Annotated in this window: 13 protein-coding genes; 7 read left to right on the forward strand and 6 right to left on the reverse strand. The window is 60.7% G+C overall.

What is annotated here, in order from left to right; translation table 11 throughout:
• Entirely contained in the window at nt 1–312 is a 312-nt protein-coding gene (locus PSH57_RS05435; protein ID WP_305388258.1) for a YqfO family protein, read from the forward strand.
• Nucleotides 313–1,031: 719 nt separating this feature from the next.
• On the opposite strand, the gene PSH57_RS05440 is transcribed toward PSH57_RS05435, so the two are convergent.
• Nucleotides 1,032–1,538 carry a L,D-transpeptidase family protein gene (locus PSH57_RS05440; RefSeq protein ID WP_305388259.1) on the reverse strand — a complete coding sequence of 169 codons (507 nt, stop codon included), beginning with the start codon at nt 1,536–1,538 and terminating at the stop codon, nt 1,032–1,034.
• Nucleotides 1,539–1,578: 40 nt separating this feature from the next.
• Nucleotides 1,579–2,130: an NUDIX hydrolase gene (locus PSH57_RS05445; protein ID WP_047228890.1), complete on the reverse strand. Its 552-nt coding sequence runs from the start codon at nt 2,128–2,130 to the stop codon at nt 1,579–1,581.
• A gap of 146 nt (nt 2,131–2,276) precedes the next feature.
• Between PSH57_RS05445 and PSH57_RS05450 the strand changes: the two genes are divergently transcribed.
• Genes PSH57_RS05450 through PSH57_RS05460 form a run of 3 tightly spaced genes read left to right on the forward strand, consistent with a single transcriptional unit; the run spans nt 2,277 to nt 3,623 of the window.
• Nucleotides 2,277–2,876: a CoA pyrophosphatase gene (locus PSH57_RS05450; protein WP_305388263.1), complete on the forward strand. Its 600-nt coding sequence runs from the start codon at nt 2,277–2,279 to the stop codon at nt 2,874–2,876.
• 16 nt (nt 2,877–2,892) lie between these two features.
• A complete protein-coding gene (locus PSH57_RS05455) occupies nt 2,893–3,417 on the forward strand; it encodes a gamma carbonic anhydrase family protein (RefSeq protein WP_256230552.1) in 525 nt (174 codons plus the stop codon).
• On the forward strand, nt 3,414–3,623 hold the full coding sequence (locus tag PSH57_RS05460) for a DUF1289 domain-containing protein (RefSeq protein ID WP_305388267.1): 210 nt from the start codon (nt 3,414–3,416) through the stop codon (nt 3,621–3,623). The genes PSH57_RS05455 and PSH57_RS05460 overlap by 4 nt, the downstream gene beginning before the upstream one ends.
• A gap of 185 nt (nt 3,624–3,808) precedes the next feature.
• Here the strand turns inward: PSH57_RS05460 and PSH57_RS05465 are convergent, their stop codons facing one another.
• Nucleotides 3,809–4,456, reverse strand: a complete 648-nt coding sequence (locus PSH57_RS05465; protein ID WP_305388269.1) for a Pr6Pr family membrane protein — start codon at nt 4,454–4,456, stop codon at nt 3,809–3,811.
• Between the two features lie 3 nt (nt 4,457–4,459).
• Nucleotides 4,460–4,690 carry a VF530 family protein gene (locus PSH57_RS05470; RefSeq protein WP_047228895.1) on the reverse strand — a complete coding sequence of 77 codons (231 nt, stop codon included), beginning with the start codon at nt 4,688–4,690 and terminating at the stop codon, nt 4,460–4,462.
• Between the two features lie 266 nt (nt 4,691–4,956).
• On the opposite strand from PSH57_RS05470, the gene PSH57_RS05475 reads away from it, so the two are divergent.
• Nucleotides 4,957–6,339, forward strand: coding sequence for a carbohydrate porin (locus tag PSH57_RS05475; protein ID WP_305388271.1), 1,383 nt, complete (start codon nt 4,957–4,959; stop codon nt 6,337–6,339).
• A gap of 219 nt (nt 6,340–6,558) precedes the next feature.
• Nucleotides 6,559–8,973 (forward strand): glucose/quinate/shikimate family membrane-bound PQQ-dependent dehydrogenase, encoded by a 2,415-nt coding sequence (locus PSH57_RS05480; protein ID WP_305388273.1) that lies wholly within the window; start codon nt 6,559–6,561, stop codon nt 8,971–8,973.
• Between the two features lie 292 nt (nt 8,974–9,265).
• On the opposite strand, the gene purT is transcribed toward PSH57_RS05480, so the two are convergent.
• Nucleotides 9,266–10,447 carry a formate-dependent phosphoribosylglycinamide formyltransferase gene (purT, locus tag PSH57_RS05485; protein WP_305388274.1) on the reverse strand — a complete coding sequence of 394 codons (1,182 nt, stop codon included), beginning with the start codon at nt 10,445–10,447 and terminating at the stop codon, nt 9,266–9,268.
• Nucleotides 10,448–10,549: 102 nt separating this feature from the next.
• Nucleotides 10,550–11,017 (reverse strand): preQ0 transporter, encoded by a 468-nt coding sequence (locus PSH57_RS05490; protein ID WP_305388276.1) that lies wholly within the window; start codon nt 11,015–11,017, stop codon nt 10,550–10,552.
• Between the two features lie 200 nt (nt 11,018–11,217).
• On the opposite strand from PSH57_RS05490, the gene PSH57_RS05495 reads away from it, so the two are divergent.
• Nucleotides 11,218–13,515, forward strand: coding sequence for a hypothetical protein (locus PSH57_RS05495; protein ID WP_305388278.1), 2,298 nt, complete (start codon nt 11,218–11,220; stop codon nt 13,513–13,515).
• The last annotated feature ends 48 nt before the right edge of the window (nt 13,516–13,563 follow it).

The raw sequence follows: 13,563 nt of genomic DNA on the forward strand, positions 1-13,563 counted from the left end.
GTGTACAAGCTCTGCTTCTTCGTCCCGGCCAGCCACGTGGAGGTTGTCAAAAGCGCCGTATTCGCCGCCGGTGGCGGACGGATCGGCGACTATGACCACTGCGCCTGGCAGGTGTTGGGCCTGGGCCAGTTTCGCCCCTTGGACGGCAGCCAGCCGTTCATTGGCGAGGCGGGGCAGGTCGAGCAGGTTGAGGAGTGGAAGGTGGAGCTTGTCGTGACCGATGAGCTGATCCGTGCGGTAGTAGCGGCGCTGAAACTCAGCCATCCCTACGAGACACCGGCGTATGAGGTGTGGCGGTTGGAGGATTTTTGATTTTCCTGCTTAATCGCTTAAATAAAAAACCCGCTGAGTGGATCAGCGGGTTTTTTATTGGGTGTGAGTTTTGTGTGTATATCCGTTGCTGCGGTCACGGCTGCTTAGGGTTCCGCCCTGACGGCGGGTCACTTTTGAAAATCCGGAAGCCGGCCCATACAAAAGTAAGCAAAACGCTCTTGCCCCACCACTCAGTGCCTCGCCTAGGTTCGGCCAGCGTGGTTAATGGGGCGCCCGAGATCAACGTCCACCGCGAGGCGGCCTTAGAGCCGACCTGGCTCTCCCGGTCGTACACCCATCAGATCTGTGGGAGCAAAGCTTGCTGGCGAAGACGGCGGCACATCCAATACTGATGCAAGCTGACCCACCGCTTTCGCGAGCAAGCCCGCTCCCACAGTGGTTCCGTGTTGGACATAAATTTTGTGTTCACTGGAGATTAAATGTGGGAGCGAGCCTGCTCGCGATGGCGGTGGTTCAGTCACATGGATGTTGGGCCAGTTGGCCTCATCGCGAGCAAGCTTTGCTCCCACAAGGGGCTGGTGTCGATCACAAATTCTGTGGTCCACACAAATCCACTGTGGCGAGGGCGCTTGCTCCCGCTGGGGCGCGAAGCGGCCCTAAAACCTGACAACGCGGTGTGCCAGGCAAAGGTCTGCTGCGCAGCCCAGCGGGAGCACGCTCCCTCGCCACAAGAAACTCCTGCCGCATGGGCGCAGACGCTACGGGCGGATTTCGATCATCGTGCCATCCGGCACCAGCTTCCAAACCTCGCGCATGTCCACATTGCGCATGGCAATGCAGCCATCGGTCCAGTCCAGGGTGTGGAACAACTGCTCAGGGTTTTCTTCCGAATCAGGCGTGCCGTGGATCATGATCATGCCCCCAGGTTCCACGCCTTCGCGGCGGGCGCGGGCGGCGTCGCTGATGTTGGGGTAGGAAATGTGCATCGACAGGTAGAAGCGGTCGCTGGTCTTGCGCCAGTCCAGCCAGTAGAAACCTTCAGGGGTGCGCTTGTCGCCCTCTATGAGCTTGGGGCCTTTTTTGGCGCCCTTGCCCAATGAAATGCGATAGGTCTTCAGTGGCTTGCCGTCGTTGATCAATTGCAATTGATGGGCGGACTTGAGCACCAGCACTTTTTCGATGGTCTTGCCGTTGTAGGTTCCCACCGCAGAAGCCTGGGACACCGCGGCGAACGACAAGCAGAACAGGACAAGCAACCAGCGCATTGAAACGATATCCCTAGAGGTGTCGCGGCTATATGGATTTTTATGTATTGGCAGGCTGGGCCAGCGGCGGGATCGATTCGGATCGCACCGGGTAGTCCTCGGTTCGCCGGTCAGCATAGAAGTATTCTAGGGTACGGCCCACCGTCCGAAAAGCCAGCTCGTCCCAGGGAATGTCCGCTTCGTCGAACAGTTTCACTTCCAGACTCTCGGGCCCGGCGGCGAAATCCTCGTCCACCAGTTCGGCGCGGAAGAATACATGCACCTGACTGATATGCGGAACATCTATCAGCGTATAAATGCTCAGGTTGCGCACGCGGGCGCAGGCTTCTTCGGCGGTCTCGCGCACGGCGGCCTGCTCGACGGTTTCGCCGTTCTCCATGAAGCCTGCCGGCAATGTCCAGTAGCCGCGCCGCGGCTCGATGGCACGCCGGCACAGCAGCACTTTGCTGCCCCAGGTCGGCACGCAACCGGCCACGATATTGGGGTTCTGGTAGTGAATGGTGTGGCAGGTATCGCAGACAAAGCGCAGGCGCGAGTCGCCTTCGGGGATACGCTGGGTTACCGGGTTACCGCACTGGCTGCAGAATTTCATGCTTGGGTTCCTGAATGCTGCGCCTATCTTGGCGTCTGCGGGCGGCTGTCGGCAAGTTGTCGTTTCGCGACACGTCGTGGTGCGGGGGTTGGGCGGCTTGCCTGATTGGTGCATGATGCAAGGTAGCGAATAAATCGAGAAGTCTCATGCTGGACGAGCTACTGCATCGAGTAAGCAACCATACCCCACGTGATCTGGAGACTGACCGACGTTTCCCTGAAGCGGCGGTTCTGGTGCCCATTACCCGCAGTGACGAGCCGGAACTGGTCCTGACCTTGCGTGCCAGCGGGCTTTCGACCCATGGTGGCGAAGTGGCCTTCCCCGGCGGGCGCCGCGACCCGGAGGACCCGGATCTGATCTTCACCGCCTTGCGCGAAGCCGAAGAAGAAATCGGCCTGCCCCCCGGTCTGGTGGAAGTGATCGGCCCCCTCAGCCCGTTGATCTCGCTGCACGGCATCAAGGTCACGCCTTATGTCGGGGTGATTCCGGATTACGTCGAATACCGGGCCAACGATGCCGAGATCGCTGCGGTGTTCAGCGTACCGCTGGAGTTCTTTCGCAAGGATCCGCGCGAGCACACTCACCGCATCGACTACCAGGGCTGCAGTTGGTACGTGCCCAGCTATCGTTTTGGCGAGTACAAGATCTGGGGCCTGACGGCGATCATGGTCGTCGAATTGGTCAACCTGCTGTACGACGCCGGCATCGACCTGCACACACCGCCCAAGACTTTCATCAATACCTGAAGCCCCGAGGATCCTCATGAAATACCGCCTGGGTGATGCCCGTGTCGAAACCCACCCACAGAGCTGGGTTGCCCCCAACGCCACACTGGTGGGCAAGGTCCGCCTCGAAGAAGGCGCCAATGTCTGGTTCAACGCCGTGCTGCGTGGCGATAACGAACTGATCCTGATCGGCAAAAACAGTAATGTGCAGGATGGCACGGTGATGCACACCGACATGGGCTTCCCGCTGACCATCGGCACCGGCGTAACCATCGGCCATAACGCCATGCTTCATGGTTGCACGGTGGGGGACTACAGCCTTATCGGCATCAATGCGGTGATCCTCAACGGTGCGAAGATCGGCAGGAATTGCATCATTGGCGCGAACTCGCTGATCGGCGAAGGCAAGGAGATTCCTGACGGTTCGCTGGTGATGGGTTCTCCCGGCAAGGTTGTGCGGGAATTGACCGAAGCCCAGAAGAAGATGCTCGAGGCCAGCGCGGCGCACTACGTCCACAACGCGCAGCGCTACGCCCGCGACCTGGCCGAGCAAGAACAATGAACCCGCCCGAACGCCCGGTTCCTTCGCCCTGCGTGAACATCTGCGCGCTGGACGAGGACGACATCTGCACCGGTTGTCAGCGCACCGTGGCGGAAATCACCCGGTGGAGCCGGATGGACAATGACGAACGACGCGGGGTTCTGGCGCTGTGTCATGAAAGGGCCAAGGCCAGTGGGTTGGTGTGGATGTTGCCAGTGAGGCGCTGATACCCGTGTGTGCATACAAAACTCTGTAGGGCACATACCTGTAGGGGCACATACCTGTGGGAGCAAAGCTTGCTCGCGATGCAGGCACCCAGGTCTCCAGGTGGACTGCGTGATCGTTCATCGCGGGCAGGCCTTGCTCCCACAGGTTTGGCTTTCACAGAAAACTGCTCCCAAAAACCTTTATTTCAGCGACGCCATCGATCCAAACCCACCACCCCCAGTGCAATCCCGACGAACCCCGCCAATATCCCCCCGGCATTGATGAACACCTGTGGATAACCCAGGTTCGCCACGTCCATGAAAGGGTAGGGGTACGCCGCCAGTAATTCCCCCCGCAGCAGGAGCCAGGCGAAGTACACCACCGGGTAAATCATCCACAGCCCGATGTGCTTCATGCGCAAGGTGCCCTTGGGCACGCAGAACCACCAGTAGGTCATGAACAGCAACGGCATGACGTCGTGCAGCAATTCGTCGGCCACAAATTGCCAGCCTTCGGGCTGCCACAAATGTCGCAGCAGCAGGTTGTAGGCCAGGCCGACCAGGGCGATGCTCACGGTTATGCCGCTGCTGACTCCCGGCTGCAGGAACCAGCGCCGGGCCGCTGATTCTCGCTGGATCAGCTCCCAGGTCAGCACCACGGCCACCAGGGTGTTGGTCAGCACGGTGAAGAAACTGAGAAAGTTCACCAGGCCGCCCAGCAAGCTTGCGCCCAGTTCCCAGCGGCCGAGCAGGATCAGGTACAACTGGATGCTCAACCCCGCCCAGCCCAACAGTGCCGCCACTGACACGAAGCGTTGTCGCAGTGCGGGGCGCCGGCGGATATCCATGCCCATGGCTCAGACCGGTCGTTTGGTGCGCATCAGCTTGATGTACAGCCGCTCGACTTTCTCCCGCGCCCACGGCGTCTTGCGCAAAAAGGTCAGGCTCGACTTGATGCTTGGGTCGCTCTTGAAGCAACGAATGTCGATGCGCTCGGCCAGACCCGACCATTCGTAGTGCTGCACCAGGGCGTTGAGGATCTGCTCCAGCGTCACGCCGTGCAGCGGGTTGTTATTGGATTCGGTCATGGGAGGCCTTCGCGCAAAGAGGTGTAAAGCCGCGCACCTTAGCCGAGGTGCCCGCGTGGTGGAAGCATAGCCTTCGCCGTTGGGAGTGAGACCGAGGAGCCATAGCGCACTGTTACCAAATCCGAAATGATCCATGTCAGTAAAAGCCCTTTCTCTATTTGTAACAGGACATTATCCTTGCGCCGCCAGCTGAAACGCTTCTTCTGCCGTGCCAAAGCCTCGGCGTTCAGTGAATCCCCTAAAAAAGATCAAGAATTCCTTCTCTTATGTTCGATGTTCAGACCTTGCAAGACAGCGCTGTCCGGCGCCGTATTGCCGCCAGAAAAACCTTTCACCTGATGGTCAGCCTTGGCGCCCTGGGCATTGCCACCGGCGCTCAGGCCACTCCCGCGTTCGACAGCGACTCGCCCTGGATGCTGGGTGACTGGAACGGCACGCGAAGCGAACTTGCGGAAAAAGGCTACGACTTCAAGTTCGATTACACCGGCGAAATGGGCAGCAACCTGCACGGCGGCTACAACCATGACCGCACCGCTCGCTACAGTGACCAGTTCGCCTTCGGCACGCACCTGGACCTGCAGAAAATCCTCGGTTGGCACGCCGCCGAGTTTCAACTGACGGTCACCGAGCGCAGCGGCAATAACATCAGCAACGACCGGATCAACGACCCGCGTGTTGGCGGTTTCACTTCCGCCCAGGAAGTCTGGGGCCGTGGCCAGACCTGGCGGCTGACGCAGATGTGGTATCAGCAGGCATTTTTCGATGACCGGCTCGATATCAAGGCCGGCCGTTTCGGTGAGGGCGAGGATTTCAACAGCTTTCCCTGCGATTTCCAGAACCTGGCGTTCTGCGGCTCGCAAGTGGGTAACTGGGTGGGCGGCATCTGGTACAACTGGCCGGTCAGCCAATGGGCGCTGCGGGTCAAGTATCACCTCACGTCTGAGCTGTACGCCCAGATCGGGGCCTATGAACAGAACCCGTCGAACCTGGAAACCGGTAACGGCTTCAAGCTCAGCGGCAGCGGCACCCAGGGTGCCGTCGTGCCGGTGGAGCTGGTGTGGTCGCCCAAGCTCAATGGTCTGCCGGGCGAATACCGCGCCGGTTATTGCTACAGCAGTGCCCACGCCACCGACGCCTACAAGGATCGCAACGGCCAGCCGGCCGCCCTGAGCGGCGAGGCGTATCGCAGCGCGTCGAGCAAGCATGGCGTGTGGCTGGGGGCGCAACAGCAACTGACCAGCGTCGCCAGTGACCATTCCCGCGGTCTGAGTGTGTTCGCCAATGCCACGATGCACGACAAGAAAACCAACGCCATCGACAACTATGTCCAGGCCGGTCTCGTCTACAAGGGGCTGTTCGACGCCCGGGCCAGGGATGACATCGGTTTTGCCCTGGCCCGGGTTCACGTCAACCCGGCTTACCGCAAGAACGCCGAGGCCACCAACCAGGCCCGCGCCATCCAGGATTACGACAATCCGGCCTTTTTGCCACCCCAGGACACCGAGTACAGCGCCGAGTTGTATTACGGCGTTCACGTGACGAACTGGCTGACCGTGCGCCCGAACCTGCAGTACATCCGCCATCCGGGCGGTGTAGACAAGGTCGATGACGCGCTGATTGGCGGGATCAAGATTCAGTCGTCGTTCTAGTCAATGCCACAAAAAAACTGTGGGAGCGGGCTTGCTCGCGAAGACGATTTCACATCCGGCATACAAGTCGGCTGATACAGCGCTTTCGCGAGCAGGCCCGCTCCCACAGCAATCGCTTCAACCCAATTGCCTTTTTCAACTGAACCATGCCCCCTCAAGATCGTCATCTACAGTGACTACTTGCGCGGGACTCCTTAAAACCTCACGGAGAATCACACTATGAGCACTGAGGGTGCTATGAGTCGAAGCCGTCTGCTACCGAGCCTGCTCGGCATTCTGCTTCTATTGATGGGCCTGGCCCTGTTGGCGGGGGGAATCAAGCTGAGCACGCTTGGCGGTTCGCTGTATTACCTGCTGGCCGGTATCGGCCTGGCGCTGACCGGCGTGCTGCTGATCATGGCGCGGCGTGCGGCCCTGGGCCTGTACGCGCTGGTGCTGTTCGCCAGCACGGTGTGGGCGCTGTGGGAAGTGGGCCTGGACTGGTGGCAACTGGTGCCGCGTCTGGCAATGCTGTTTGCCTTGGGCATCGTCATGTTGCTGCCGTGGTTCCGCCGTCCGCTGTTGACCCCCGACGCCTCGCCCATGGGCTCCCGTGCCTTGGGCGCCGCCGTAGTCATTGCCGGTATCACCGCGCTCGCCAGCCAGTTCACCAGTCCGGGTGAAATCAAGGGCCAACTGGACCGTGACAGCGTGCCAGGCATGACCAACACCGCACCGGCGATGCCGGACGGGGATTGGAACTCCTACGGCCGCAGTGCCCATGGTGACCGTTATTCGCCCCTGGCGCAGATTACCCCCGAGAACGTCAGCAAGCTGGAACCGGCCTGGACCTATCGCACTGGCGACCTGCCAGGGCCGAATGACCCGGGTGAGACCACGGCGGAAAATACACCGCTGAAAGTCAACGGCATGCTCTACGTGTGCACGCCCCACAGCCAGGTGATTGCCCTGGAGCCGGAAACCGGCAAGGAGATCTGGCGGTTCGATCCGAAGCTTTCCACGCAGAAAGCGGAAAACTTCAAGGGCTGGGCCCACATGACCTGCCGTGGCGTGACCTATCACGATGACGCGGTGTACACCTCCGCCGAGCAAAGCCCGACCGGCGCGGCCAGCACCACGCCAGCGAGTACCGTGTGCCCGCGGCGGATCTTCCTGCCGACCGCCGACACGCGCCTGATCGCGCTGAACGCCGACACCGGCAAGATGTGTGAAGACTTCGGTGACAAAGGCCAGGTCGACCTGACCGCCAACATCGGCGGCTTCACGGCCGGCGGTTACTATTCCACCTCGCCACCGGCGGTCACCCAGAACCTGGTGGTGATCGGTGGCCACGTCACCGATAACGTCTCCACCGACGAGCCAAGCGGGGTCATCCGTGCCTACGACGTGCACACCGGCGAGCTGGTGTGGAACTGGGACAGCGGTAACCCGGACGACACCACGCCGATTGCCGAAGGCCAGACCTACACCCGCAACTCGCCGAACATGTGGTCCATGTTCGCCGTCGATGAAAAACTCGGCATGCTCTACCTGCCGATGGGTAACCAGACGCCCGACCAGTTCGGTGGTTTCCGGACTCCGGAATCGGAGAAATACGCTGCCGGCCTGACCGCGCTGGACATCGCCACCGGCAAGGTGCGCTGGTACTTCCAGTTCACCCACCATGACCTGTGGGACATGGACGTCGGCGGTCAACCGACCCTGATGGACCTGAAAACCGCCGATGGCGTGAAGCCGGCTGTCCTGGCATCGACCAAGCAGGGCAGCATCTACGTGCTGGACCGCAGCAATGGTCAGCCGATCGTGCCGATCAAAGAGATCCCGGTGCCGCAAGGCGCGGTAGAGGGCGACTTCACCTCACCGACCCAGCCGATGTCTGACCTGAACTTCGTGCCGCCGGTCCTTGAAGAACGTGACATGTGGGGCGTGACCCCGTTCGACCAGATGCTGTGCCGGATCGACTTCAAGTCGCTGCGCTACGAAGGCATGTTCACGCCGCCGTCGCTGCAAGGCTCGATCGTCTACCCAGGTAACTTCGGCGTATTTGACTGGGGCGGTATTTCGGTGGACCCGGTGCGCCAGATCGCCTTCGTCAACCCGAGCTACATGGCGTTCAAATCCAAACTGGTCCCGGCGGCGGAAGTGGCCGGCGGTCCGGGTCGCAAGAGCGAAACCGAAGGCGTGCAGCCGAACAAGGGCGCGCCGTATGGCGTGATTCTCGAAGCGTTGCTTTCGCCAATGGGGCTGCCCTGCCAGGCACCGGCCTGGGGTTATGTCGCGGCAGTCGACCTGACCAACAACAAAACCCTGTGGATGCACAAGAACGGCACTGTGCGTGACAGCTCGCCGGTACCGATCCCGCTGAGCATGGGCGTACCGAGTCTGGGCGGCGCCTTCACCACCGCCAGCGGCCTGGCGTTCCTGAGCGGTACCCTCGACCAGTACCTGCGTGCCTATGACGTGAAAAACGGCAAGCAACTGTGGGAAGGCCGCCTGCCAGCGGGCGCCCAGACCACGCCGATGACCTACACCGGCAAGGACGGCAAGCAATATGTGCTGGTTGTTGCAGGGGGTCATGGTTCCCTGGGGACCAAACAGGGTGATTATGTGATTGCCTATAAACTGCCGGATTAAGCAAAACCGGCGCTCATGAAAAAGGCGACACCTTTGCGGGTGTCGCCTTTTTTAATACCTCGATTTCACACTGGCTTTTGTGAACACAACAAGCCTTTGTGGCGAGGGGATTTATCCCCGTTGGGCTGCGAAGCAGCCCCAAATCAAGCTCCAGGGTGTGTCAGGAAAAACACATTGGCTTTTAGAGGGGCTGCTTCGCAGCCCAACGGGGATAAATCCCCTTGCCAGAGATAAATCCCCTTGCCAGAGATAAAATTCCTTCACCACAAGGATTGTGCTCAGCCTTGGGCTCTTACAGCTCGATCTTGACGGCCTGGGAAGCCCGGGTCGCTTTGGCGCGGGCGGCTTCGATGGACTCGTCTCGCGCCAGGGCTACGCCCAGGCGGCGCTGACCGTTGACTTCCGGTTTGCCGAACAGGCGCAGGGCGGTGTCCGGTTCGCTCAGGGCGGCGCCGAGGTTGGCGAAAGCGGTCTGAGTCGACTGACCTTCCACCAGGATCACCGCCGAGGCCGATGGGCCAAACTGGCGGATCAGCGGGATCGGCAGGCCGAGGATGGCGCGGGCGTGCAGGGCGAACTGCGACAGATCCTGGGAAATCAGCGTCACCAGACCGGTGTCGTGGGGACGCGGCGAGACTTCGCTGAACCACACCTGATCACCCTTGATGAACAGCTCGACGCCAAACAGGCCGCGACCACCGAGGGCCTCGGTCACGGCTTTAGCCACGCGCTCGGATTCAGCCAGGGCCACCGGGCTCATGGCCTGGGGCTGCCAGGATTCCTGGTAGTCGCCCTTTTCCTGGCGGTGGCCGACCGGTGCGCAGAAGGTGGTGCCGCCGACATGGCGCACGGTGAGCAGGGTGATTTCGTAGTCGAAATCGATGAAGCCTTCGATGATCACCCGGCCCTTGCCGGCACGGCCGCCTTCCTGGGCGTAGTCCCAGGCTTGCTGCACGTCATCGGCGCTACGCAGCAGGCTCTGGCCCTTGCCCGAGGAACTCATCACCGGCTTGACCACGCAGGGGAAGCCCAGGGTTTCGACGGCCTTGCGGTAGTCTTCCACGGTGTCGGCGAAGAAGTACGGCGAGGTCGGAAGGCCCAGCTCTTCGGCGGCCAGGCGCCGGATGCCTTCGCGGTTCATGGTCAGTTGCGCGGCGCGGGCGGTGGGGATCACGGTGAAGCCTTCAGCTTCCAGTTCCACCAGCGTGGCGGTGGCGATGGCTTCGATTTCCGGCACGATGAAGTGCGGCTTCTCGGCCTCGATCACCGCGCGCAGGGCCGCGCCATCGAGCATGTTGATCACATGGCTGCGATGGGCCACTTGCATGGCTGGCGCGTTGGCGTAGCGATCCACGGCAATCACTTCAACGCCCAGGCGCTGCAATTCGATTACCACTTCCTTGCCCAGCTCACCGCTGCCACACAACAAAACGCGGGTCGCGGTGGGCGACAATGGAGTTCCGATACGGGTCATCTGAAGGTCCTCAAACAGGAGCGGAGCATCGAGGGTCGCGCGCCGGGCGAGCTTCCCATGGGGAGAAAGCGCGGCATTTTACATGAACCGCAGGTTTTGGCTTCAGCCGGTGACGGCCTGTCTGCGTAAACGCCAGGCCATGATCAGCCACACTGCCGTGACGCCGGCGAATTTCGAGAGCAGCGCGGTGATCACAACGGCCGGTGTCAGGGCATCGATCATGCCGAAGAAAATGAAGGTGTCCAGGGGGATGCTCAGGGCCGAACTGATCCACAACCGGTCATGGAGTGGGCGCTTGGTGATCGTGAACACCAGCCAGTCAATGCACTCGGACACCGCGAACGCCGTGGCACTGGCCAGGGCAATGGTCGGGTCCGAGGTGACATAGGACAACACCAGCGCCACCAGCATCGCCGCGATAGCGCCGTGACCGAAACGGGTCTGCACCATGTCGCGCAGGATAAACACCAGGCCACCCCAGGCCGACCAGATGATGTCCAGGTGCGGCGCGGCGGAAAACGCGAAGTTGATCAGCACGACGCTGCTGATGTAGGCGATCAGGAAAAGCATGGGGCGGGGTACCTGGGAGGAATGTCGGCAAAACAATTGATTATCCGGCCGGAATCGGCAAGGTGATTGACACCATCGACACCCGTCCAACCGCTCGTCTAAAACCAGTCCATATCTGTCAACTCTGACAGTAGGCCGCTGCGTGCATTCGAGCTCTGATAGAGCCTCGGTTTATCTTTTTCATCAGGCGGGGACTACTCATGAGCGACTCATCGAAAACGGCGGATTCAACCATATTGTTGTACCCACCCAGATTGCCCGGCGCCACGGAGCCCGTGCAAGGCGCCAAGTACGGTGTCCCCATCCACCTTTATAACCCGCTGCCTTTCGGCTGCGAAGTCTTGGTGGAAGCTTATCTGGGGCAGCAGCCAAACGACACTGTTTCGATCAACCTCAATGGTGAGGAGGCGCTGGCCAGTAAGCAGACTCAGGGTGTCAATGACGATGTCACGCTGTACATTCCACACGGCAAATTGTTGCCTGGCATGGTCAATCGACTGACTTTCACTGTGACACGCCCCAGTGCGAACCCGGAAACCTCCTACCCGCCGTTGGAGATCCTGTACAACAGCATCCGGCCGGGCAACCAGGACAGGTCACCGGGTGAGCCCGGGCATTCGGAACTGGTGTTGCTATTGCCGGACGAAATCAAAAACGGTGTGGGCCCGGGCTTCGTTAGTGCCACGGTCTGCGTGGAATACCCCTATTGCCGGGCCTATGACGAAATCCGGCTCAACTGTAATGGCCGTGACGTATTTCACAAGGTGGATGCAACCCAGGCCCCCGCCCCGCCAAACCACGGCTCGGCGACGCCTACCCGGATATGTTTCGACGTCACCAGCGCCGATCTGGTCGACGATCCGCAGTTCATGTTTTCCTTCACTGTCAGAGACCAACTCTTTAACAGCCCGGATCTCGACAACGTTTGGTCGGCCGTGCAAATAGTGGATGTGGACAAGGCCGGGCAAAGACTGCCGGCGCCGATTCCACGGGAAGTCCTGAGCGAGGCCGGCGACGACCCAAGCCTCATTGAACTCGAAAAACTGGGGCCCAACCCATTGTCGTTGATCATCCTGACCAGCGACCCGCGTTTTATGCCGGGGGACGTCATCGAGGCGACCTATACGGCAAAAGTCATGGGCCAGCCGGAGATCGTGGTGCCCGTGACGGGTATTGTCGAGGTGGATGAGTTGGGGCAGAAAAAGGCCTGCGTGCTGCAGATCCCTAACGACAAGGTCTTCCCGGACAGTACCGTGCACGTGTCATACAGGTTGTTGAGGGGCACCACACCCGTGGGCTCTTCAAGAACTGCAATAGCGACCGTCGTCGGTGCTGCACTGGCGTTGCCGCCGCCACGCATCATGGAGGCCCGAGACGGTGTGCTCAATCCGATCAATGCCGCCGGTACACTGACCGCGCTGGTGCCGCACTACCAGGGCATGCTGAGCACTGACAAAGTGAGCGTGATCTGGGCCGGGCATGGCACGCCGGAGGGCGGCTCGCACACTACCACGCCGGTGGAGGTGGGCACTGTGGGTGAGAAGCCGATCGATCTGCCGACCGAGCTGGTGGCCTACTGTTTGGGCAAGCCGGTGACGGTCATCTACACCGTGACGCGAGATGTGACCTGGCCACCGTCGCCGCCCCTGACATTAACCGTGCTGGAGCTTCCCGATGCGCAGTTGCCCAAACCCTTGATCGTGGATGCCGCCAATGGCGGTGAGGGTACTGAGTTCAACATCGACAGCTTCGCCTCAGGCTCCCGCGTTACCGTGGAGCCCTGGCCGCTGATCGCCGCAGGCCAGTGCGTGTGGTTGCACGCTGAAGGGACTGACTTGAACGGCCTGGACTTCAATATTGATCTGTACACCGCGAAGCCGTTGAGCGCCGGGGAGGTGACCGCGGGTCTGTCGGTACCGCTGCCGCGGACCCAGATCAATCGCTTGCGCAACGGCTCGGACCTTAAGCTTATCCTGCACGTGACGTTCAATCGCAGCGTCGATAAAAGCCAGGCCATCGCCTTTCCAATACGAACTTATCTGGTAACTCCGCTGCCCCTGGATGACGTGTCCAGATTCGAAAACACTAACTGGAATGGATGGCGTGCTGGACCGGCGGCGCAGGATTCGCGGGATTGGAAGTTTGGTCAGGATGAGAGTGGACGCACACTCCTGGGCAATGGAACCTATACCGACAGTTCTGCCGGGATTGTGTTATGGAAGGGCTACACCGGTCTGCGGATAGGCGCACGCTACGAATTCAGCCTCGACGCACGACGCCACGCGAACACGTCCGATGCGGTGCCCAGCCTGTCGCTCGCGACGAAAACCCATGGACGTATCAGTACGGTTGTCACCTTGGCAACCACCACCTGGCAAGTGCTCAGGGGCGAATTCTACTCGACTGCACGGGACATCGAGCTGCATGTGAACAGTCACCAAGCCAGTGGCGTGGGCAATGACTACTACGTGACCGACATCCGGCTGCGCATGCTGTAGCCAAGGTTCCGCCGCCATGAGCGACGGATGACAGGTTCGCGTGGCGCA

The organism is Pseudomonas hefeiensis, from assembly GCF_030687835.1.
In the GTDB taxonomy this organism is placed as follows: domain Bacteria; phylum Pseudomonadota; class Gammaproteobacteria; order Pseudomonadales; family Pseudomonadaceae; genus Aquipseudomonas; species Aquipseudomonas hefeiensis.

Excerpts from the sequence above, each read along its gene's own strand:
- PSH57_RS05440 (WP_305388259.1), bottom strand. The coding sequence starts at position 1,538 with ATGCGCTGGTTGCTTGTCCTGTTCTGCTTGTCGTTCGCCGCGGTGTCC.
- PSH57_RS05445 (WP_047228890.1), bottom strand. The coding sequence starts at position 2,130 with ATGAAATTCTGCAGCCAGTGCGGTAACCCGGTAACCCAGCGTATCCCC.
- PSH57_RS05450 (WP_305388263.1), top strand. The coding sequence starts at position 2,277 with ATGCTGGACGAGCTACTGCATCGAGTAAGCAACCATACCCCACGTGAT.
- PSH57_RS05455 (WP_256230552.1), top strand. The coding sequence starts at position 2,893 with ATGAAATACCGCCTGGGTGATGCCCGTGTCGAAACCCACCCACAGAGC.
- PSH57_RS05460 (WP_305388267.1), top strand. The coding sequence starts at position 3,414 with ATGAACCCGCCCGAACGCCCGGTTCCTTCGCCCTGCGTGAACATCTGC.
- PSH57_RS05465 (WP_305388269.1), bottom strand. The coding sequence starts at position 4,456 with ATGGGCATGGATATCCGCCGGCGCCCCGCACTGCGACAACGCTTCGTG.
- PSH57_RS05470 (WP_047228895.1), bottom strand. The coding sequence starts at position 4,690 with ATGACCGAATCCAATAACAACCCGCTGCACGGCGTGACGCTGGAGCAG.
- PSH57_RS05475 (WP_305388271.1), top strand. The coding sequence starts at position 4,957 with ATGTTCGATGTTCAGACCTTGCAAGACAGCGCTGTCCGGCGCCGTATT.
- PSH57_RS05480 (WP_305388273.1), top strand. The coding sequence starts at position 6,559 with ATGAGCACTGAGGGTGCTATGAGTCGAAGCCGTCTGCTACCGAGCCTG.
- purT (WP_305388274.1), bottom strand. The coding sequence starts at position 10,447 with ATGACCCGTATCGGAACTCCATTGTCGCCCACCGCGACCCGCGTTTTG.
- PSH57_RS05490 (WP_305388276.1), bottom strand. The coding sequence starts at position 11,017 with ATGCTTTTCCTGATCGCCTACATCAGCAGCGTCGTGCTGATCAACTTC.
- PSH57_RS05495 (WP_305388278.1), top strand. The coding sequence starts at position 11,218 with ATGAGCGACTCATCGAAAACGGCGGATTCAACCATATTGTTGTACCCA.